The following is a 22,324-nucleotide window of genomic DNA, read 5'->3' on the forward strand; positions in this document are numbered from 1 at the left end:
ATTGAAGCTAATAGTTTGTTGTAGTTAAATTTTAAAAGTATCAATTAGCAGCTTTCATCACACTGTGGCGATAATGGCTATTCTATTATACGGCTTGTGCAAGATAGTGTGACCATGAATGATTGGCATCACCAAATACAAGAAAATTCGGATTAAGCAAAGATTCTTTTGTGTTGTAGCGCAGGGGTTGTAAATACACGTCGGTTAAATGTCCACCAGCTTGTTCTACAATACATTGTGCTGCGGCAGTATCCCATTCTGATGTTGGTCCAAAGCGGGGATAAACGTCGACTTTGCCTTCTGCAATTAAACAAGATTTTAAAGAACTACCAATACTTAAAACATCTACCTCACCCAATGTTTTGACAAAACGTTGAAAGTTTTCGTCTCCGTGTGAGCGACTACCAGCAACGGTAAGACGACCTGCACGACGACGTGCAAAAATACGTTCTGGGGCTTGGTCTGGGAGTTGTTTGTAAGCACCCAGTTGATGAATAGCGTAATAGAGCACTTTTGTAACAGGCACATACACAACCCCAAGCATGGGGAGGTGTTTGTGAATCAGGGCAATATTTACGGTAAATTCGCCATTGCGTTTAATAAATTCGCGCGTGCCGTCTAATGGGTCAACAAGCCAGTAAGTTTGCCATTTTTCACGTTCTTGAAAAGGAATACGAGCAGATTCTTCTGATAAAACAGGAATATCAGGCGTTAGCTCTTGCAATCCTTTAAGAATGGCATTGTGTGCCGCCATGTCTGCTTCTGTTAGGGGGGATTTGTCAGCTTTTTGTACAACATTAAAATCAGTTTTTTCGTAAACTGTCATAATTTGTTCGCCTGCCATCTTGGCTATGGCGTTGACAGCGTCCAACAAAGTTGTTGGGTCGGGGTCGGATTCGTCAGGCATCATTCTATTTCTCCAGTACTTAACCACTATTTGTATCATTAAAGACACATAATAGCTTATATACAACACATGCATACATTTAACAATAAAAAAGTTGTTTCTACAAGTAAATGCAAATTTCGTACGCACTTGTAAAAATGATTTATTTAAGTGCTAATTATTGGTGTTTTACAGAGAGTTAATAGCTGAATTTTTGTAAAACACTATAAGCAATTGTCCTTATGTTAAGCGTGGTTTGGGCATAGGAAATGTATTATTTCATTAAGGGAAATAAGCAATGGATAAGCGGTTATTTTTAGAAAATAGCTTGGAATAAAGATGACAATGCAGTGAAAAAAGCATCAATTTGTCGAAATTCATGACACGCGCGTTTTTTGGCTGGATAGTCAATTTTATGTTTTTAAGTGTGTTGGGCATTTATTTAAAATTATTTCAACAGATTAAAAATTATGAGTGAGTTTGCAGACCATACACCAATGATGCAGCAGTATTTGCGCATTAAGGCTGAATATCCTGATATTTTATTGTTTTATCGCATGGGTGATTTTTATGAGTTGTTTTTCGAGGATGCAAAAAAAGCAGCTCGATTATTAGATATCGCCTTAACCGCACGGGGTAAGACGGCAGGGCAGGATATTCCGATGGCGGGCGTGCCTTATCATGCGATTGAAAATTATTTAGCGAAATTAGTCCGCATAGGGGAGTCTGCGGTTATTTGTGAGCAGGTGGGCGACCCTGCAACGAGTAAAGGTCCTGTAGAACGGCAGGTAACGCGGATTATTACCCCTGGCACGTTGACGGATGAAGCGTTATTGCAGGAGCGACAAGATAATTTGTTAGTTGCGGTGCATCAGGGAGAGCAACGGGTTGGTATCGCAACGCTGGATTTGTCAAGCGGGCGTTTAGCAGTTTTAGAAGTGAGCGATGGAGATGCGTTAATTAGTGAGCTGGAACGTTTAGCTCCCGCAGAATTATTGTTGAGCGATACGAGTCTGTTACAGTTTCCAAAGTTGCCAACCCGTAAACAACCTGCATGGTATTTTGATGTAACCGTTGCGCGTCGTTTGTTGTTGCAACAGTTTGGCACGAAGGATTTAGCAGGATTTGGCTGTGAGCAATTAACGATTGCACTTGGGGCGGCGGGGTGTTTGTTGCAGTATGCGCGGGATACGCAAAAAACGACTTTACCACATATTCAGGGGCTAACGTGGGAACGACGGGAAGATAGTATTTTATTGGATGCGGCGACACGACGTAATTTAGAACTAGACAGCCGTTTAGCTGTGGGTAAGCAGGACTATACCTTAGTTCAGATTTTAGACCAGTGTGCAACGCCAATGGGTAGCCGTTTGTTGCGTCGTTGGTTACATCGTCCCTTACGGGATATTAGTGTGTTGCAAGGTCGTCATCAGAGTATTGGTACATTGTTGCAACAGCAGGGTATTGATAAGTTATATCAGTGTTTACGCGGTATTGGGGATGTGGAGCGGATTTTAGCGCGGGTTGCCTTAAAGTCTGCACGTCCAAGAGATTTAATGCAGTTGCGTAATGCTTTGAACTTATTACCAGATTTACAGTTGTTATTGAGTGAGTTAATTCATCCCCATTTGCAATCTTTAGCACAGCAGATAGGCACATTTCCCGAATTGCAAGATTTATTGTGTCGGGCATTGGTGGAAACGCCACCGTTATTAATTCGTGATGGGGGCGTAATTGCACAGGGGTTTGATGCTGAATTAGATGAGTTACGCAATTTAAGTGATAACAGTCAACAGTTTTTGTTAGATTTAGAAGCGCGGGAACGGCAACAAACGGGTTTGAGTAATTTAAAAGTTGGTTATAACCGTGTTCATGGTTATTACATTGAGTTAAGTCGTACTCATTCGGAAAAAGTGCCCACACATTACACCCGCCGTCAAACGTTGAAAGGGGTTGAGCGTTATATCACGGAGGAGTTAAAACATTTTGAGGATAAAGTATTAAGTGCACGAGAGCGGGCATTAAATCGGGAAAAGTATTTGTATGAGGAGTTGTTAGAAACCTTATTGCAAGCCTTAGTACCGTTACAATCTTGTGTTGCTGCTTTAGCAGAAATTGATGTTTTAAATAACTTTGCTGAACGGGCGGAGACGTTAAAGTATTATCCACCAATGTTTAGCAATCAAGAAGGTATTCATATTGTTGAAGGACGACATCCTGTTGTAGAAGTGGTTTTAGAAACGCCATTTATGCCAAATGATGTGATATTAGACAGTCACCGCCGTATGTTAATCATTACAGGCCCGAATATGGGAGGAAAATCTGTCTTAATGCGACAAACAGCATTAATTGTGTTACTCGCGTATATCGGCAGTTTTGTACCTGCACAAGAGGCAATCATTGGGCCAATTGATGGTATTTTTACCCGTATTGGGGCGAGTGATGATTTAGCGGGAGGGCGTTCTACCTTCATGGTAGAAATGACAGAAACCGCCAATATTTTGCATAATGCAACCCGTAATAGTTTGGTTTTAATGGATGAAATTGGACGCGGAACGAGTACTTTTGATGGATTATCTTTAGCATGGGCATGTGCGGAATATTTAGCCAAACAAGTCGGCGCATATACCTTATTTGCAACGCATTATTTTGAATTAACCCGCTTACCCGAAACTTGTCGCGCCGTTGTTAATGTACATTTAGATGCGATAGAGCAAGAAGATAAATTGATTTTTATGCATCGTGTTAAAGAAGGACCTGCAAATAAAAGTTATGGCTTACAAGTCGCCTTATTAGCAGGTGTTCCGAAAAATGTGGTTAAACAAGCACGTGTCCGTTTAAAACATTTAGAATCACAACAATATCATGCAGGCGCACAACAAATTGAGCTAAATCTTGCACCTATAGCCACAACACCTGCCATAATGACATCGCCTGTTGTTGCAAAATTGCGCACGATTAATCCAGATAATTTAACGCCAAAACAAGCCTTAGAAGTATTATATGAATTACAGGGTCTTTTAGACGATTCAAATGAGTTTTAAACGACAAAGGAAGGTAATGGAATGCAAACTAAATTTGTGACTTGTCCTCATCCTGATGGGGCACACCGTTTGGCTTATCATGAATGGGGAGATATTGACAATCCGAATGTATTAGTATGTGTACATGGTTTGACACGGAATGGACGCGATTTTGACGATATAGCAAGCCAGTTGGCAGAACACTATCGTGTGTTATGTCCTGATGTTGCAGGAAGAGGGGAAAGTGAATGGCTTCCCCCTGAACATTATCACTATCCGCAATATGTCGCCGACATGTTATGTTTGCTAAAAACATTAAATATTCCTCGCGTTGATTGGTTAGGCACATCGATGGGCGGACTTATCGGCATGTTTGTAGCAGGTATTCCAGAAACCCCTATTCAACGTCTTATTCTCAACGACATTGGCGCGTTTATCCCAAAAGAAGCCTTAGAACGGATTGTTCAATACTTACAAATTCGTCCTACTCACTTTGATACGCTTGACGCATTTGAAACTTATATTCGTGCCGTTCATGCCCCTTTTGGACAATTAACAGCACAACAATGGCGAAAACTCACGGAAAACAGTGCTTGCCCAGATACCCCCACAGGGTATCGTTTTTGCTATGACGCAAACATTATCCAAGCATTACATCCAGCCGATAAACCCATAGAAGCTGTTGAATTATGGGAGTATTGGCAAAAAATTACTTGTCCTGTTCTCATTATTCATGGTCAACAATCAGACTTATTATCTGTTGAAACCATACAAAAAATGCAAGAGATTCACCCACAAACAGAAGTTTATACAATCGCCGATGCAGGTCATGCTCCGGCCTTGATGAATACAGAACAAATCCAGTTGATTCAAGACTGGTTATTAGCATAAAATGCGCGTCTGCATGTCGGCGGATATCGTCACCCATAAATTTAAGACTTCAAAGTGACAAAAAATACTTGCAATTAAAAAAAACCTCATTTAGAATGAGCGTTCTTTAACAGTGGAGAGGTTCCCGAGCGGTCAAAGGGAGCAGACTGTAAATCTGCCGGCTCAGCCTTCGAAGGTTCGAATCCTTCCCTCTCCACCAATCCAGAATTTAATACGGTGTAGGTCTTTAGGTAGTCACGTAGTCCCATGTATTAAGTAAAGCGGGTGTAGTTCAATGGTAGAACTTCAGCCTTCCAAGCTGATAGCGTGGGTTCGATTCCCATCACCCGCTCCAAACACAAGATATTAGCCCATATAGCTCAGTCGGTAGAGCACTTCCTTGGTAAGGAAGAGGTCACCGGTTCAAGTCCGGTTATGGGCTCCATTATTTCATACGCTTACAACATCAGCTTTGTTAATGAAGGAATAGAACCGATGTCCAAGGCAAAATTTGAACGCACTAAGCCGCACGTAAACGTAGGTACAATCGGCCACGTTGACCATGGCAAAACGACCCTGACAGCGGCATTAACCAAATGTATGGCAGAAAAATTCGGTGGCGAATTCAAAGCCTACGACCAAATTGACAAAGCGCCTGAAGAACGCGCTCGTGGGATTACCATCGCAACTGCCCACGTTGAATACCAATCAGAAACCCGTCACTACGCCCACGTTGACTGCCCAGGTCATGCTGACTACGTCAAAAACATGATTACAGGGGCTGCCCAAATGGACGGCGCGATTCTCGTGGTTTCCGCTGCTGATGGCCCTATGCCTCAAACGCGCGAACACATCCTGTTAGCCCGTCAAGTTGGCGTGCCTTACATTGTTGTGTTCATGAACAAAGCTGACATGGTTGACGACGCCGAGTTATTAGAACTCGTCGAGATGGAAGTCCGTGAATTATTAGACAAGTATCAATTCCCTGGTGACGACACCCCCGTTGTTATCGGCTCTGCCTTAAAAGCCTTAGAAGGTGATAGCAGTGATATTGGTGTAAATGCCATTTACAAACTGGTTGCAGAAATGGACAGATACATTCCTGAACCTGTTCGTGAAACCGACAAACCCTTCTTAATGCCGATTGAAGACGTATTCTCCATCTCTGGTCGCGGAACAGTCGTGACGGGACGTGTAGAACAAGGCAAAGTAAAAGTTGGCGAAGAAGTAGAAATTGTTGGTATTCGTCCGACCACCAAAACCACCTGCACAGGGGTTGAAATGTTCCGCAAACTGTTAGACGAAGGTGTCGCAGGGGACAACGTTGGCGTGTTATTACGGGGAACGAAACGGGATGACGTAGAACGCGGTCAAGTGTTAGCGAAACCTGGCACAATCACCCCACATACCCGTTTTGAAACAGAAGTTTACGTATTAAGCAAAGAAGAAGGTGGTCGTCATACGCCGTTTTTCAACGGCTACCGTCCGCAATTCTACTTCCGTACCACCGACGTAACAGGCGCATGTGACTTACCCGCAGGCGTAGAAATGGTGATGCCTGGTGATAACGTGAAGTTAACTGTGAAATTGATTAACCCGATTGCAATGACCGAAGGTTTACGCTTTGCAATTCGTGAAGGTGGTCGCACCGTTGGTGCTGGTGTTGTTACTAAGGTTATTGAGTAAATACTTCTCTTTTGGCACAGCCATCTAATGGCTGTGCTTGCCAAATTTAGGCCAGTAGCTCAATTGGCAGAGCGGCGGTCTCCAAAACCGCAGGTTGGGGGTTCGAGACCCTCCTGGCCTGCCATTATTCCCAATCAATGTATTTAGGATGCACATGAATACAGATATGGATACACCCGCATCTGACAAGTCTGATCTTGTTAAATGGGGTATAGCTATCGCTTTATTATTTGCAAGTGTCGTGGTGTTCCACTTGTTAGAAGGCAAATTATTTGCGGTTCGCGTTGCCTTAGTCCTTGCAGCTGTAGGTGGTGCGATATTTATAGCCTCTAAAACGGAAAAAGGTCGATTCGTTTGGGGCTTTTTGCGTGAAGCGCATATCGAAGTCCGTAAAGTTGTTTGGCCTAGTAATCAAGAAACGGTACAAACGACAGGCATTGTGCTACTCATGGTTGTTGTTGTTGCCCTATTTGTCTGGATACTAGATGCAACTTTATTTTGGATTGTTCGTCTATTAACAGGACAGGGGGGCTAACGCATGGCGATGCGTTGGTATGTAGTGCATGCGCATTCTAACTTTGAGAAAGCGGCAAAACGTTCTTTAGAAGAACGGGTAGAGCGTGCGCACCCTGAACTCAAAAAGTGTTTTGGGCGTGATGAAAACAATAAACTCAATATTCTAGTTCCTAGCGAGTCGGTTACTGAAATCCGTGAAGGACAAAAACGTACTGTAGAGCGCAAACTATATCCTGGCTATGTATTAGTGCAAATGGATATGGAACGGGATGATGTTGAAGATGTTATTCAACGCAAAGAATTGCGCAATGAATTATGGCATATCGTTAAAGATACAGCGCGTGTTGTGGGTTTTATTGGCGGAACGCAAGAACATCCTGCCCCTTTAAAAGAAAAAGAAGTTGCCGTTATCCTACAGAGAGTTTTAGAGGGTGCTGAAAAGCCCCGTCCGAAAGTCCTTTTTGAAACGGGCGAAGTAGTTCGAGTGATCGATGGTCCTTTCAATGATTTCAATGGTGTCGTTGAAGAAGTCAACTACGAAAAAAATCGGTTACGAGTTGCTGTACTCATTTTCGGTCGTTCTACCCCTGTAGAATTAGAATTTAATCAAGTCGAAAAAGAAATTTAGTATTTAAAGCAAATTTATAGAGTTGCTTTAAGTTTATATTTTATATCAATCGCTAAAAAATTGGGGAGCTATTCCTATAGCGTTATCACCCAAGGAGTTTCGTAATGGCAAAGAAAGTTCAAGCCTATATTAAACTGCAAGTAAAAGCAGGTCAGGCTAATCCAAGTCCCCCTGTTGGCCCCGCGTTAGGTCAACATGGTTTAAACATCATGGCGTTCTGTAAAGAGTTCAATGCACAAACCCAGCATTTAGAGCCTGGTATGCCAACCCCTGTTGTGATTACGGCTTATAGTGACCGTTCTTTTACATTCATTTTAAAAACGCCACCTGCGTCCGTATTATTGAAAAAAGCTGCAGGTATCAAGAGTGGTAGCAAAACCCCTCACACCAATAAGGTCGGTAAAGTTTCACGTCAACAGTTAGAAGACATTGCCAAACTAAAAATGCCCGACTTAACTGCGGCAGATTTAGATGCAGCAGTACGGACAATTGCAGGTAGTGCTCGCAGTATGGGCATCGAGACGGAAGGGGTATAAAGATGGCAAAGTTATCTAAACGACAAAAAGCAATCCAAGAAAAATTGCAAGTTGGTAAGCAATATCCCATATTGGATGCACTTGAACTGTTAAAATCTTTACCCCCTGCTAAATTCGTTGAATCTGTCGATGTTAGTGTGAATTTAGGGGTTGATCCTCGTAAGTCAGATCAAGTAGTCCGTAGCTCTACCGTATTACCACATGGAACAGGTAACACTGTCCGTGTTGCTGTATTTACACAAGGTGCGGCCGCTGATGCTGCCCGTGCGGCAGGGGCTGACATTGTCGGCTTTGATGATTTAGCGGCACGGATTAAAGAAGGCTTTATGGACTTTGATGTCGTCATTGCCTCACCTGATGCTATGCGTATCGTAGGACAATTAGGTCAAATTTTAGGCCCTCGTGGTTTAATGCCTAACCCTAAAGTAGGCACTGTGACTCCTGATGTCGCAGGCGCAGTGAAAAATGCAAAAGCAGGTCAAGTTCGTTATCGTACTGATAAAGCAGGGATTATCCACTGCACCATTGGAAAAGTCTCTTTTGATGCCAATGCCTTAAAAGAAAACTTACAAGCATTGTTAAATGATTTAAACAAGATTAAACCCAGCACGGCTAAAGGTGTTTACATGAAACGGATTACTGTTTCTACCACCATGGGTCCAGGTTTACTTGTGGATCAAAATAGCTTAGTGAACACCGTTCAATAAGTAACAGGCTTTCGGCTGCTGAATAACTCTTAATCAGTAGCCGTCAAAGACCGTAGGTGTCAGAAATGACTTAATAACCCTACGCAGACGGCAAAATCCATACAGGTTTTTGCTGGTATGTTCAGTGTAAAAGCTGACGATAAAACCAAACCAGGAGATTAAGCAAATGCCGCTTAAGCTTGAAGATAAGCAAGCCATTATTGCAGAAGTGTCTGAAGTTGCTGTTAAAGCACATTCTGCCGTTGTCGCTGAATATCGTGGTATGACTGTCGCTGAACTCACTAAATTACGTGTTGATGCTCGCCAAGCCAATGTTTATGTGCGAGTTATCAAAAATACGTTAGCACGTCGCGCTGTTGAAGGGACTTCCTTGAAATGTATTCAAGAAGTCTTAAAAGGGCCTGTTATTCTTGCCCTTTCTGGGGAAGACCCTGGTGCACCTGCGAGAGTATTTAGAGACTTCCTGAAAACCAACCAAAAAATGGTGGTGAAAGGAGTTGCCATTGGTGGGCAATTGTTTGGAGCAGAAGACTTAGACAAAGTCGCTAAACTCCCAACACGCGAAGAAGCGATTGCCAGCCTGATGTCTGTCATACAAGCCCCGATTACCAAATTTGTCCGTACCTTGGCAGAACCCCATGCCAAACTGGTTCGCACAGTGGCAGCAATTCGCGACAGCAAAGAAGCCGCTTAAGTTTATCAATTTACTTTATTTTCAATATCAAGCCTCTTTATCGCTTGATTTTAGGAGTTTACAATGGCCGTATCTAAAGAAGATATTTTAGAAACTATTTCCAACATGACCGTGATGGAAGTTGTTGATTTAATTAAAGCAATGGAAGAAAAATTCGGCGTTTCCGCTGCTGCTGCAGTTGCTGTTGCTGCCCCTACCGCTGCCGCTGCCGCCCCTGTTGCTGAAGAACAAACCGAATTCAACGTTATCATGACCAGCTTTGGTAGCAATAAAGTCGGCGTGATTAAAACCATCCGTGGTATTACTGGTTTAGGTCTGAAAGAAGCAAAAGACCTCGTTGAAGCAGTTCCTGCAACTGTTAAAGAAGCGGTCTCTAAAGATGAAGCCGCCAAAATTAAGAAAGAACTTGAAGAAGCTGGCGCAGCTGTCGATATCAAGTAAGATTGATTGGCAGTTTTCGCTTGTGAAGGCGTACAGACAACTTGTTACGCCGTGGTAAAATAAACGGCTGGTGACACTTATGTTGCCGGCCTTTTTCTGTTAGTGCTAGCCTATCCTATTGATGTCATGATTGCATCATCACATCATGCTATGGTCAACCGGGAGTCCCCATGACTTACTCTTTCACTGAGAAAAAGCGCATCCGCAAGAGCTTCGGTAAACTGCCAAAGATACTGGATATTCCTTATCTGCTCGCTATCCAGCTTGAATCCTACCGCACTTTCCTGCAAAAAGACATTGCCACCGAGCAAAGAACCAATGTCGGATTACACGCGGCGTTTAAGTCGGTGTTTCCGATTGTCAGCTACTCAGGCAATGCAGCATTAGAATACGTGAGTTATCGTTTAGGTAAACCTGTTTTTGACGTTAAAGAATGTCAAGTACGGGGTATGACCTTTGCTGCGTCTTTACGGGTTAAAGTGCGCTTAGTGTTATACGATAAGGAAGCGAAAGATACCAAAACCCGCAGCATTAAAGACATTAAAGAACAAGAAGTTTATATGGGTGAACTCCCCCTCATGACCAATAATGGCACGTTCGTCATTAATGGCACTGAGCGCGTGATTGTGTCACAGTTACACCGTTCACCAGGGGTCTTTTTTGACCATGATAAAGGGAAAACCCATTCCTCGGGTAAATTCCTCTATGCAGCCCGTGTGATTCCCTACCGTGGCTCATGGTTAGATTTTGAATTTGACCATAAAGATTGCATTTTCGTACGGATTGACAGACGACGTAAGTTACCTGTCAGTATCTTGTTACGTGCATTGGGTTATAACAACCAGCAAATGCTGGAAATGTTCTTTGATACTAATGCCTTTACTTATAGTGCACAAACAGACCAATTTTCTTTTGCCCTTGTTGCTGACCGCTTACGGGGTGAATTAGCCAGCTTTGATATTCGCGACGCGGAAGGACAGTTAATTGTCGAAACAGGGCGACGTATCACCGCGAAACATATAAAACAATTCGAAAAAGCGAATATTACCTCCTTGCCTGTTCCTGATGATTACTTATTCGGGAAAGTCATTGCACACGATATTAATGACAGTGAAGGAAAACTGGTCATTCGTGCAAACGAAGAAATCACTGCCGATGTCATTCGTTTATTGCGTGAAAATCGCATTCAACAATTTAAAACGCTCTATATTAATGATTTAGATAGAGGGCCTTACCTCTCTGATACTTTACGGTTAGACACAACGACAACCCCATTAGAAGCGCATTACGAAATTTATCGAATGATGCGCCCAGGTGAACCGCCGACGGCAGAATCGGCAGAAACTTTATTTCAAAGTCTCTTCTTCTCCGAAGACCGTTATGATTTATCTGCCGTTGGGCGGATGAAGTTTAACCGTCGGGTTGGACGTGACGAATTAACTGGACCTGGCGTGTTATCTACCGATGATATCTTAGCAGTTTTGCGCACGCTGATTGATATTCGAAACGGTAACGGCACCGTGGATGACATTGACCATTTAGGCAATCGTCGGATTCGTAGTGTTGGGGAAATGGCAGAAAATCAATTCCGTATAGGTTTAGTACGGGTTGAACGTGCGGTTAAAGAACGCTTATCCTTAGCGGAATCAGAAAATATGATGCCGCAAGAGTTAATTAACGCCAAACCTGTGTCTGCTGCTATTCGGGAATTCTTTGGCTCTAGCCAACTCTCCCAATTCATGGATCAAAACAACCCCTTATCCGAAGTCACGCATAAACGCCGTGTTTCCGCCTTAGGGCCGGGGGGCTTAACCCGTGAACGGGCAGGCTTTGAAGTCCGTGACGTACATCCAACCCACTATGGGCGCGTATGTCCGATTGAAACCCCTGAAGGACCGAACATTGGTTTGATTAACTCCCTGTCTGTTTTTGCACGTACCAATGAATATGGATTCTTAGAAACCCCTTATCGTCGCGTTGAAGATGGCAAAGTCACGAATAAAGTTGATTATTTATCCGCCATTGAAGAAGGCAACTTCGTCATTGCACAGGCAAATGCAACCTTAGACGCAGAAGGACGCTTTACAGAAGAGCATGTAACCGCCCGTCATAAAAATGAATTCACACTTGTTCTAAAAGACAGCGTGCAATACATGGACGTGTCCCCCATGCAAATCGTCTCTGTTGCAGCCGCGTTAATTCCCTTCTTAGAACACGATGACGCAAACCGTGCGCTCATGGGTTCTAACATGCAACGTCAAGCCGTGCCAACCTTACGGGCAGAAAAACCCTTAGTCGGTACAGGGATTGAACGCACAGTAGCCATCGACTCAGGCGTTGCCGTTGCCGCAGAACGTGGCGGAATTGTCGACTCTGTTGACGCGGCACGGGTTGTTGTTCGAGTGAATGATAACGAAACAGAACCCGGTGAAGCTGGGGTCGATATTTACAACTTAACGAAATACGTCCGTTCCAACCAAAACACCTGCATTAATCAACGCCCCTTAGTCAAACCTGGGGACGTGATTGCAAAAGGCGACGTATTAGCGGATGGCCCTTCTACCGATTTAGGCGAACTTGCTTTAGGGCAAAATATGCTGGTGGCGTTCATGCCGTGGAATGGTTACAACTTCGAAGACTCAATTTTAATTTCTGAACGAGTCGTAGAAGAAGACCGCTTCACCTCAATTCACATCGTCGAATTGAGTTGTATGGCACGGGATACCAAACTGGGTGCGGAAGAAATCACAGCCGATATTCCCAATGTCAGCGAAGCCGCACTGAATAAACTTGACCAATCAGGGATTGTTTATATTGGGGCTGAAGTTCGTCCAGGTGATATTCTCGTTGGTAAAGTAACCCCTAAAGGGGAAACTCAATTAACCCCTGAAGAAAAATTATTACGCGCCATTTTCGGTGAAAAAGCCTCCGACGTAAAAGATACTTCATTACGGGTTTCTTCTGGCACTTACGGCACCGTTATCGACGTGCAAGTCTTCACCCGCGACAGCGTGGAAAAAGACGAACGCGCCAAACAAATCGACCAAGCGGAATTAGAAAAAGTTCGCAAAGACTTACGCGATAAATTCCGTATTTTAGAAGATGACACTTATCAACGCTTAGAAAAAATCCTGATTGGACATAAAGCCATCAGTGGCCCGAAAGGCTTAGACTCTCAAAAGCCCATTAGTAAAGAGTATCTTGCAGGTTTAAACCGTGAACAATGGTTCGAAATTAACCTGCAAGAACCTGCCGTTCAAGAACAACTAGAATTGTCTAAAGACATTCTGGAACAAGAACGGAAACGTGCCGATGAAGCGTTTGAAGAAAAACGCAAAAAACTCGCAGCAGGCGATGACCTCGCCCCTGGTGTGTTAAAAATGGTCAAAGTCTATCTTGCGGTTAAACGTCGCGTCCAACCAGGTGACAAGATGGCAGGTCGTCACGGAAACAAAGGGGTTGTTTCCATGATTGTCCCCGTTGAAGACATGCCCTATCGCAAAGATGGTCGTCCTGTTGACATCGTCTTGAACCCGCTGGGCGTGCCTTCTCGGATGAACATCGGACAAGTCTTAGAAACCCACTTAGGCTGGGCAGCAAAAGGCATTGGTGAACGCATCGACAATATGTTGAAAGCTCACCAACGCGCCTCCGTGGCAGAAATTCGTGAATTCCTCCGTAAAGTCTATAACACGACAGGCGGAAAATCCGAAGATATCAACAGCTTTACCGATGATGAAATCATTGAATTAGCTAAAAATCTGCGTAAAGGTGTCCCCACCGCGACTCCAGTTTTTGACGGTGCGAGCGAAGACGAAATTCAAGCGATGCTAGAACTAGCGGATTTACCGACAACAGGGCAAACCGTGTTATATGACGGACGGACAGGCGAAGCCTTTGAGCGTGAAGTCACTGTTGGCTACATGTACATGCTGAAATTGAACCACTTAGTCGATGACAAGATGCACGCCCGTTCTACAGGACCTTACAGTCTCGTCACCCAACAACCCTTAGGCGGTAAAGCCCAATTCGGGGGACAACGCTTCGGGGAAATGGAAGTGTGGGCATTAGAAGCCTATGGCGCGGCTTACACCTTGCAAGAAATGCTCACCGTCAAATCAGACGACGTGAATGGACGGACAAAAATGTACAAAAACATCGTTGATGGTGACCACCGTATGGAAGCAGGCATGCCAGAGTCTTTTAACGTCTTAGTGAAGGAAATTCGCTCATTGGGAATTGATATGGAGTTAGAACAAAACAATTAGTTTACCGACGGTACGTTTATGAATCCGTGGCGGTTTCAGGTTGCAAACACTGATTAATCATTTTTTTGCAACCAAACCCGCCCACCTCCAGAATTCTACAAGCGGAGAACGACCTTGAAAGATTTAATGAATTTGTTGAACAGCCAAGGGCATATAGAAGAATTTGACCGTATTTGTATCGGTCTAGCCTCCCCCGAGAAAATTCGCTCTTGGTCTTATGGGGAAGTCAAAAAACCAGAAACCATCAACTACCGCACATTTAAACCTGAGCGGGATGGATTGTTTTGCGCAAAAATCTTCGGGCCTGTCAAAGACTACGAATGCTTATGTGGTAAATACAAACGCTTAAAACATCGCGGTGTGGTTTGCGAAAAATGTGGCGTAGAAGTCACGCAAGCCAAAGTTCGACGTGAACGCATGGGACACATCGAACTAGCCAGCCCTGTCGCCCATATTTGGTATTTAAAATCCTTACCATCCCGCATGGGCTTGATTTTAGACTTAACTCTGCGCGACATTGAACGTATTCTCTATTTTGAAGCCTACGTCGTTATTGAACCGGGTTTAACCTCCTTAGAACGCGGTCAATTACTGACAGAAGAACAATATTTAGATGCCTTAGAAGAACATGGCGACGAATTCGACGCACGTATGGGCGCAGAAGCAATTTATGAATTACTTCGCACCCTAGATTTAGCGGGAGAAGTCAACCGCTTACGCGAAGAAATCAACAGCACCAATTCTGATACTAAAATCAAAAAGCTCAACAAACGCTTAAAACTGATTGAATCCTTCCTACACTCAGGCAACCGTCCTGAATGGATGGTATTAAAAGTTTTACCCGTGTTACCGCCTGAATTACGTCCACTCGTACCACTCGACGGCGGACGCTTTGCTACGTCTGACTTAAACGACTTATACCGTCGGGTTATTAACCGTAACAACCGTTTAAAACGTCTGCTCGACTTAAACGCGCCTGACATTATCGTGCGCAATGAAAAACGCATGTTACAAGAAGCAGTCGACGCACTGTTAGACAACGGACGGCGCGGACGGGCGATTACAGGCACAAATAAACTGCCGTTAAAATCCCTTGCTGACATGATTAAAGGCAAGCAAGGGCGTTTTCGTCAAAACTTACTCGGCAAACGTGTCGACTACTCTGGTCGTTCCGTTATCGTGGTAGGACCTACCCTACGCCTGCATCAATGTGGGTTGCCGAAAAAAATGGCGTTGGAACTCTTCAAGCCTTTCGTTTTCGGTAAATTAGAACTGCGTGGTTTAGCAACCACGATTAAAGCCGCCAAAAAAATGGTCGAGCGTGAAGGCCCTGAAGTCTGGGACGTTTTAGAAGAAGTCATTCGTGAACATCCCGTGTTACTCAACCGCGCACCAACCTTGCACCGTCTAGGCATTCAAGCCTTTGAGCCTGTGCTGATTGAAGGGAAAGCCATTCAATTGCATCCGTTGGTATGTACCGCCTTTAACGCCGACTTTGACGGCGACCAAATGGCAGTCCACGTGCCTTTATCCATCGAGGCACAATTAGAAGCCCGTGCATTAATGATGTCTTCTAATAACGTCTTATCTCCTGCGAACGGCGAGCCGATTATCGTCCCTTCACAAGACGTGGTGTTAGGGTTGTACTACATGACCCGTAAACGCGAAAACGCCAAAGGCGAAGGCATGAAATTCGCGGATGTTAATGAAGTACATCGCGCTTATGAAAATCGTGTTGTAGCCTTACAAGCAGGTATTGAAGTACGGATTAAAGAAACCGTCTTTAATGAAAAAGGCGAAAAACAATCCAATATCGCTTTACGTAAAACCACCGTTGGACGGGCATTACTCTCCGAAATTCTGCCCGAAGGTCTGCCTTTCTCCGTAGTTGACTGCGACTTAAGCAAAAAAGCAATTTCCAAACTGATTAACACCAGCTATCGCCGTGTTGGTCTTAAAGACACAGTCGTCTTTGCTGACCGCTTAATGTACACAGGGTTTTCCTTTGCAACCCGTGCAGGGATTTCCATCGGGATTAAAGACATGGTCATTCCTGATGAAAAACCAACCATTATCACCAGTGCAGAAAAAGAAGTAACTGAAATTCAAAATCAGTACGCTTCAGGGCTGATTACGGACGGCGAACGCTACAACAAAGTTATCGATATCTGGTCACGTACCAACGATAAACTCGCTAAAGCCATGATGAGCAAACTTGCTGACGAAGCCGTGAAAGATTTAGACGGCAAAATCGTCATGGATGAAAACGATAAAATCAAACTGCAACGCTCCTTTAACTCCATTTACATGATGGCAGACTCAGGAGCGCGGGGTTCTGCGGCACAGATTCGGCAATTAGCAGGGATGCGGGGCTTAATGGCAAAACCTGATGGCTCTATCATTGAAACCCCGATTACGGCAAACTTCCGTGAAGGCTTAGACGTTTTACAATACTTCATCTCTACCCACGGGGCGCGGAAAGGTCTCGCCGACACTGCATTAAAAACCGCAAACTCAGGTTACTTAACCCGTCGTTTGGTTGACGTTGCCCAAGACTTAGTGATTTTAGAAAAAGACTGCGGCACCCACAACGGGCTAGAAATGACCCCGTTAATTGAAGGCGGTGACGTAGTTGAACCCCTCCGCGAGCGCGTGTTAGGACGGATTGTTGCCGAAGATATTTTTATCCCAGACCAAGAAGAAGCGGCTGTTAAACGTGGCACACTCTTAGATGAAAGCTGGGTTGAAAAATTAGAAACCTTAGGGATAGACCGCGTTAAAGTCCGCTCGGCAATTACCTGCGAATCTCGTTACGGCATTTGTGCAAACTGCTATGGTCGTGACTTAGGACGTGGGCACATTGTCAATATGGGCGAAGCAGTCGGCGTTATTGCGGCACAATCCATCGGTGAACCTGGTACACAGCTCACCATGCGTACCTTCCATATCGGGGGAGCAGCCTCTCGAGCCGTTGCTATCAACAATATTGAAGTTAAAGCCAAAGGGATTGCTAAACTCCATAACATCAAAACAGTGGAACAAAAGAACGCGGAAGGTGTGGCGCGAGTTGTTGCCGTTTCTCGTTCTGGCGAATTAGCCATTCAAGATGATAATGGTCGTGAACGCGAACGCTACAAAGTGCCTTACGGCGCAGTCTTCACCATCCGTGATGGCGACCCCGTTGAAGCAGGGCAACTTGTTGCCAGTTGGGACCCGCATACCCATCCGATTATTACCGAAGTGGAAGGTCGAATTAGCTTCACTGACGTGATTGAAGGGGTAACGGTAAACCGTCAAACTGACGAATACACAGGCTTAACCAGCATTGTGGTGACTGACCCGAAACAACGTCCTTCTCACGCAAAAGACATGCGTCCAATGGTGAAATTGGTCGACGAAACAGGACAAGATTTAAATATCATCGGGACTCAAATCCCAGCAACCTACTTTTTACCGCCCCGCGCTATTATTACCGTAGAGAATGAACAAAGTGTGAGCATTGGTGACGTTATCGCCCGCTTACCACAAGAATCTTCTAAAACTCGTGATATTACAGGGGGTTTACCTCGCGTTGCTGACCTATTTGAAGCCCGTATTCCTAAAGAGCCATCCGTTTTGGCGGAATACAGCGGTACAGTCAGTTTCGGGAAAGACACCAAGACTAAACAACGCTTAATCATCACCTCTAAAGATGGGCAACAATATGAAATTCCCATTCCAAAGTGGCGACATGTCAATGTGTTCGAAGGGGAACATGTAGAAAAAGGCGAAACCTTAGTTGATGGCGCACCCAATCCACATGACATTTTACGTCTGCTCGGCGTGGCTGAATTGGCCCGTTACATAGTCAACGAAGTGCAAGAAGTTTACCGCTTACAAGGCGTGAAGATTAACGACAAACACATTGAAGTGATTGTGCGTCAAATGCTCCGTAAAGTTACGATTGTTGACCCAGGTGATAGCCGTTTACTCAAAGGTGAACAAGTCGAACGGGCAAAATTGCATGAAGAGAATGAGCGCGTTCGTGCTGAAGGCGATGACAAAGCCACAGCCACATGGGAACCGATGTTATTAGGGATTACAAAAGCCTCTTTAGCCACAGAGTCCTTTATATCTGCTGCCTCCTTCCAAGAAACTACCCGCGTTTTAACCGAAGCATCTGTCAGTGGTAAATACGATGATTTACGAGGCTTAAAAGAAAACGTGATTGTCGGTCGTTTAATCCCTGCGGGTACAGGGTTAGCCTATCATGATGAGCGTCGTTCTCAACGGCGTAAAGTCTTAGGGGGAAGTAGTACTATTGCGCCAGAAGCAACCACAATTAGTACAGAAAAGACATCAGAAACTTAGTATTTTTAAAAGCATCTGATAGTGAAAAGCCCTGTTAGTGTTGAACGCTAACGGGGCTTTTTTTAAATCCTGAATTTATTAAATGCGAGTTGTTGGCTCAATCCGCTAAACGGACGACACGGAAGCCTGTCATATTATCTTTATTGGTAGAGTCTTTATTTAATCGATACGTAACACGACAGCCATTTTTATTGCTGTTCCATGAACCGCCACGTAATACTTTACTACCTGATTGTTGGCTACATTTTAGATGAGCAGTGCTGGAGTTTGTTTCATATGCTCTTTTATCATATTCCGAACATGTCCACTCCCATACATTTCCTACTGTGTCGTACAGTCCAAATTTATTTGCATTGAATGAACCAATCGGTAATGTTTTATTATTATTTCCATAACAATTAGCCTTACCAAGAAGATCATTTCCCCACCAAAAATTAGTCATTGTTCCCGCACGGGCAACATATTCCCATTCTGCTTCTGTGGGTAAGCGGTATTGATACCCTGTTACTTGACTTAACCATGCAGCATAGGCAGTTGCATCATCCCAACTCACATTAATAACAGGATGCTTATAACGTCCCCAATTATTATCAGAAGGGGTTTGTCGCCCTGTTGCATTGGCAAAATAATCATATTGTTCAAAGGTAATTTCGTAGATGCCAATAGCTAAAAGGTCTCGTATGTTAACGTCATGTGCAGGCTTCTGATCCCAGTCCTCATTCCACTTATTGGTATTACTGCCCATTTTAAATGTACCCGCTGGTATCCAAACCATTTCGGGACAAAAGTCACAGGGGCTACCATTTTCTGCTAAAACATCTCGAAATACTTTACTATCAGCTAAATCGTTAACAATAACAGGTGCATTTAATTTCAATTCCTTAATAACAGTTGTGCCTGCACTAATTTTAATGTTTTTCAGTACTGTTGTTCTATTTCCCTGTGTCACTTTGATGTCATGTGAACCTGCAGGAACTTCAACGATAACTTTTGACGAATTTGCTTTAAACTCACCATCTACGAAAATATCAGCGATTTCAGGGTCAGTTTTTATCACTAAAAAACCTGTTTGTTCTGCAAAAGTGAGTAGTGGTAGAAAAAGTAAACTCATAGAAAGCCATTTCATAATAGGTGCTCCTTGCTATTTAACCCAATAATTCAATTGCTATATTTGCGACCTCAGTAATACCTGCTTTTACCCCTGCTTCTACAATATCGACCATATTATGCTGTGTAACGCCTATAATTTTTGCAATAGGGTTCACAAATTCATTGATATACGGAATAGGAATAGTTTTAATAATACTTTCAACAATAGCCTCATTTCTTAGTGAATTGATATTGTTATTAACATTGTTTAACTGCTGATTCACTTGTACAAATTGTTGTGCCATAAAATCATGATGGGTTTTTAAAACCACTTTAAGCTCCTGTCCTTGTTGTTGAATTAATCCCACTAATTGTTGATGTTCTGCAACGATGACATCAGTAACTACTTGTTTCATATCGTCAATTTTTTTATTGTTTTCATCAAGTTGCTGTTTAATACCATTGAGCAATTGAACAACAACTTGATGTGCTTGTGCATTACTACTGGCAGATGTATGTAAAAATAAATCATCTTTTAATAACATGAACTCTCGATTACGCACATGTATGGGTTGTTCCTCTTTTAACATTTTTGAAAATAACAAATTTGCTAGACGGTCACACAGTGGGTCAGAGTCCTCTAATGTGCATTTTTTATCGCCTAACTTATTTAAAATGGCTTTTTTTTCCGCAACAACCGCCGCCTCAATTGCTTGTGGCACTTGCATGGCATCAGGAAACATTAAAACGAATAAATCATAATATTCAGCTTTATCCTTCTGTTGTGCTTTTGCATAGGCTAATTCATGAATACGTAATAACGCCTCAATCGCTTGCGGTGTATTAGGAAAATCAGTCATAAAATTACGATATGCTTTAATCGTATCTTCCTTTTGCGCCAACAAATAAATGGCATGAACGGCGTTTAAATTAAACTGTGAATCGGGTTTAATCCGCATGAAGTCCTGATAGGTTTCTGCCTTATTTTGATTAGTTGCCTGTTGCCACGTTTTTAAATAACTGATAAATCCCGTTTGTGCATCTAGTTCCTGATGACTCACGGCGACAGTTTTCCACGCCTCATAACTATTTGTTTGTTGGGCTTGTTCAACAGCAAGCCAAAATGCACATAATTCCGCACTGCCAGTTTCTCCGACCGCTTGTAATAAACGAATCATTTTTGCTTTATCCGTCACTTGGCAAGCGTTTGCAAATACTTGTGTTATTACCAAGGGAGTACAAAGCAACCCGTAAAGTAAAAGACTACGATAAAAAAAACGAGACATAAGTCACCTCTACATGAATGAATACTTTCCTTATCGCAACAACAATCAAGTTGCTATCGTTATTTTACACTAAACAGAAAATTTTTATTTAAATCAAAACAGTAAAATTTTTTAAATTTCATATTTGATTTGTACTAATTAGCAATATAATAATTGAAACAATATTTATCATTGAGGGAAAAAAATCATGGCTAATCGTTTACCCGCTTTATTTATCGCACATGGCAACCCAATGAATGCTTTAGCTAATAACGCGAGTACGGCGAGATAATAGATATAAAACAGAGGATTAATGATAAAAGCGGAATAAAAGCGGAATGGAAGAAATAAAAAGTTGTACCTAAAGGAAAAGTAGGAATAATGGAACATCACTAAACGTCCACCCCCACTTTCCAAAGGTACAACCATGGATATGATAACAATCCTGTTCTGCTCAATCGATGACTTTTGTAAATGGTTTATACCCTTATGGGAACAAATGTTGTTAGAAGAAGGAAATCCCAAGAAAAGTCAGCGAGATGGGACAATGTCCCCGTCGGAAGTGATGACCTTACTCGTGTTGTTTCATCAATCTAATCAACGTCATTTCAAAGGATTTTATACCCACTATGTTCCGCAGGTACTCGGGAGGGCGTTTCCGAAACGGGTCAGTGCCTACTTGCACAGTCGGCGGGTAAACTCTCGCGGGATTGCCTTCATTGACTCAACCCCGTTAAAGGTTTGTCACAATCGGCGAATTTCACACCATAAAACCTTTGCAAACCTTGCACAACGGGGGAAGAACTCTATTGGGTGGTATTTTGGCTTTAAATTGCATTTAGTCATTGATGATACAGGGGAATTAATCTCCTTTTTTCTCACCGCTGCGAATTTTGATGACCGCAAGGGCTTAAGGGCGATGACGCAATTTATTCAAGGTAAGTTATATGGTGACAAGGGCTATATTTCTAAGGCATTAAAGGCAACTTTGAAAACGCAAGGCATTGAATTAATCACAGGTGTCCGTAAAAACATGAAAAAAGAGTCGCTCAGTGAATTTGATACGATAATGCTAAAAAAACGCTCCTTGATAGAAACCGTTATCGGTCAGCTTAAATCATTCACTCAGATTGAACATACGCGCCATCGCAGTGTCTTGGGGTTTATGGTCAATGTCATTGCGGGGCTTATTGCTTACACTTGGAAGCTCCATAAGCCTTCTTTGATGTCTCGCATTAATCCTAAACTTGATGATGGCTTTAATTTGCTAAATCCTTCTCAACCTCTTTTTATTTAAGTCCTTTTTCGCCGTACTCGCGTTATTAATTTCTTGGTTTAAGGGGTTTAAATTCTGTTAATTCTGAA

At 43.2% G+C, this 22,324-nt stretch carries 15 protein-coding genes and 4 tRNA genes; 16 read left to right on the top strand and 3 right to left on the bottom strand.

Going from position 1 to position 22,324, the window contains the following annotated elements; all coding sequences use genetic code 11:
• Nucleotides 1-85: 85 nt before the first annotated feature.
• Nucleotides 86-910 carry a 3'(2'),5'-bisphosphate nucleotidase CysQ gene (gene cysQ, locus BEGALDRAFT_RS14240; RefSeq protein WP_408610383.1) on the bottom strand — a complete coding sequence of 275 codons (825 nt, stop codon included), beginning with the start codon at nucleotides 908-910 and terminating at the stop codon, nucleotides 86-88.
• A 446-nt stretch (nucleotides 911-1,356) separates the two neighbouring features.
• On the opposite strand from cysQ, the gene mutS reads away from it, so the two are divergent.
• The 15 genes from mutS to rpoC all read left to right on the top strand — a co-directional run bounded on the left by mutS (nucleotide 1,357) and on the right by rpoC (nucleotide 18,605).
• Entirely contained in the window at nucleotides 1,357-3,930 is a 2,574-nt protein-coding gene (gene mutS / locus BEGALDRAFT_RS14245; protein ID WP_002691127.1) for a DNA mismatch repair protein MutS, read from the top strand.
• A 21-nt stretch (nucleotides 3,931-3,951) separates the two neighbouring features.
• The gene (locus tag BEGALDRAFT_RS14250; protein ID WP_002691143.1) at nucleotides 3,952-4,800 is read left to right on the top strand and encodes an alpha/beta fold hydrolase; all 849 of its coding nucleotides are present in this window, start codon (nucleotides 3,952-3,954) and stop codon (nucleotides 4,798-4,800) included.
• A gap of 114 nt (nucleotides 4,801-4,914) precedes the next feature.
• Nucleotides 4,915-4,999 (top strand) — tRNA-Tyr (locus BEGALDRAFT_RS14255).
• 61 nt (nucleotides 5,000-5,060) lie between these two features.
• Nucleotides 5,061-5,134: transfer RNA gene (locus tag BEGALDRAFT_RS14260), tRNA-Gly, on the top strand.
• Between the two features lie 14 nt (nucleotides 5,135-5,148).
• Nucleotides 5,149-5,224: transfer RNA gene (locus tag BEGALDRAFT_RS14265), tRNA-Thr, on the top strand.
• 50 nt (nucleotides 5,225-5,274) lie between these two features.
• Nucleotides 5,275-6,465 (top strand): elongation factor Tu, encoded by a 1,191-nt coding sequence (gene tuf / locus BEGALDRAFT_RS14270; RefSeq protein WP_002690678.1) that lies wholly within the window; start codon nucleotides 5,275-5,277, stop codon nucleotides 6,463-6,465.
• Between the two features lie 48 nt (nucleotides 6,466-6,513).
• Nucleotides 6,514-6,589, top strand: a tRNA-Trp gene (locus BEGALDRAFT_RS14275).
• Between the two features lie 30 nt (nucleotides 6,590-6,619).
• Nucleotides 6,620-7,000, top strand: a complete 381-nt coding sequence (secE, locus tag BEGALDRAFT_RS14280; protein WP_002691145.1) for a preprotein translocase subunit SecE — start codon at nucleotides 6,620-6,622, stop codon at nucleotides 6,998-7,000.
• 3 nt (nucleotides 7,001-7,003) lie between these two features.
• The gene (nusG, locus tag BEGALDRAFT_RS14285; RefSeq protein WP_002691147.1) at nucleotides 7,004-7,609 is read left to right on the top strand and encodes a transcription termination/antitermination protein NusG; all 606 of its coding nucleotides are present in this window, start codon (nucleotides 7,004-7,006) and stop codon (nucleotides 7,607-7,609) included.
• A 104-nt stretch (nucleotides 7,610-7,713) separates the two neighbouring features.
• Entirely contained in the window at nucleotides 7,714-8,145 is a 432-nt protein-coding gene (gene rplK / locus BEGALDRAFT_RS14290; protein ID WP_002691149.1) for a 50S ribosomal protein L11, read from the top strand.
• Nucleotides 8,146-8,147: 2 nt separating this feature from the next.
• Nucleotides 8,148-8,852, top strand: coding sequence for a 50S ribosomal protein L1 (gene rplA, locus BEGALDRAFT_RS14295; protein ID WP_002691151.1), 705 nt, complete (start codon nucleotides 8,148-8,150; stop codon nucleotides 8,850-8,852).
• A 166-nt stretch (nucleotides 8,853-9,018) separates the two neighbouring features.
• Complete coding sequence (gene rplJ / locus BEGALDRAFT_RS14300) at nucleotides 9,019-9,546, top strand: 50S ribosomal protein L10 (protein ID WP_002691154.1); 528 nt, start codon at nucleotides 9,019-9,021, stop codon at nucleotides 9,544-9,546.
• A 63-nt stretch (nucleotides 9,547-9,609) separates the two neighbouring features.
• The gene (rplL, locus tag BEGALDRAFT_RS14305) at nucleotides 9,610-9,987 is read left to right on the top strand and encodes a 50S ribosomal protein L7/L12 (protein WP_002691156.1); all 378 of its coding nucleotides are present in this window, start codon (nucleotides 9,610-9,612) and stop codon (nucleotides 9,985-9,987) included.
• A 170-nt stretch (nucleotides 9,988-10,157) separates the two neighbouring features.
• Nucleotides 10,158-14,255 carry a DNA-directed RNA polymerase subunit beta gene (gene rpoB / locus BEGALDRAFT_RS14310; RefSeq protein WP_002691158.1) on the top strand — a complete coding sequence of 1,366 codons (4,098 nt, stop codon included), beginning with the start codon at nucleotides 10,158-10,160 and terminating at the stop codon, nucleotides 14,253-14,255.
• A gap of 114 nt (nucleotides 14,256-14,369) precedes the next feature.
• Nucleotides 14,370-18,605, top strand: coding sequence for a DNA-directed RNA polymerase subunit beta' (rpoC, locus tag BEGALDRAFT_RS14315; protein WP_050978449.1), 4,236 nt, complete (start codon nucleotides 14,370-14,372; stop codon nucleotides 18,603-18,605).
• A 97-nt stretch (nucleotides 18,606-18,702) separates the two neighbouring features.
• Here the strand turns inward: rpoC and BEGALDRAFT_RS14320 are convergent, their stop codons facing one another.
• Nucleotides 18,703-19,731 (bottom strand): SUMF1/EgtB/PvdO family nonheme iron enzyme, encoded by a 1,029-nt coding sequence (locus tag BEGALDRAFT_RS14320; protein ID WP_002691161.1) that lies wholly within the window; start codon nucleotides 19,729-19,731, stop codon nucleotides 18,703-18,705.
• Between the two features lie 19 nt (nucleotides 19,732-19,750).
• Entirely contained in the window at nucleotides 19,751-20,980 is a 1,230-nt protein-coding gene (locus BEGALDRAFT_RS14325) for a tetratricopeptide repeat protein (RefSeq protein WP_002691163.1), read from the bottom strand.
• A gap of 406 nt (nucleotides 20,981-21,386) precedes the next feature.
• Between BEGALDRAFT_RS14325 and BEGALDRAFT_RS14335 the strand changes: the two genes are divergently transcribed.
• Complete coding sequence (locus BEGALDRAFT_RS14335) at nucleotides 21,387-22,256, top strand: IS982 family transposase (protein WP_002691165.1); 870 nt, start codon at nucleotides 21,387-21,389, stop codon at nucleotides 22,254-22,256.
• The last annotated feature ends 68 nt before the right edge of the window (nucleotides 22,257-22,324 follow it).

The sequence above is a fragment of the Beggiatoa alba B18LD genome, assembly GCF_000245015.1.
Lineage (GTDB): Bacteria > Pseudomonadota > Gammaproteobacteria > Beggiatoales > Beggiatoaceae > Beggiatoa > Beggiatoa alba.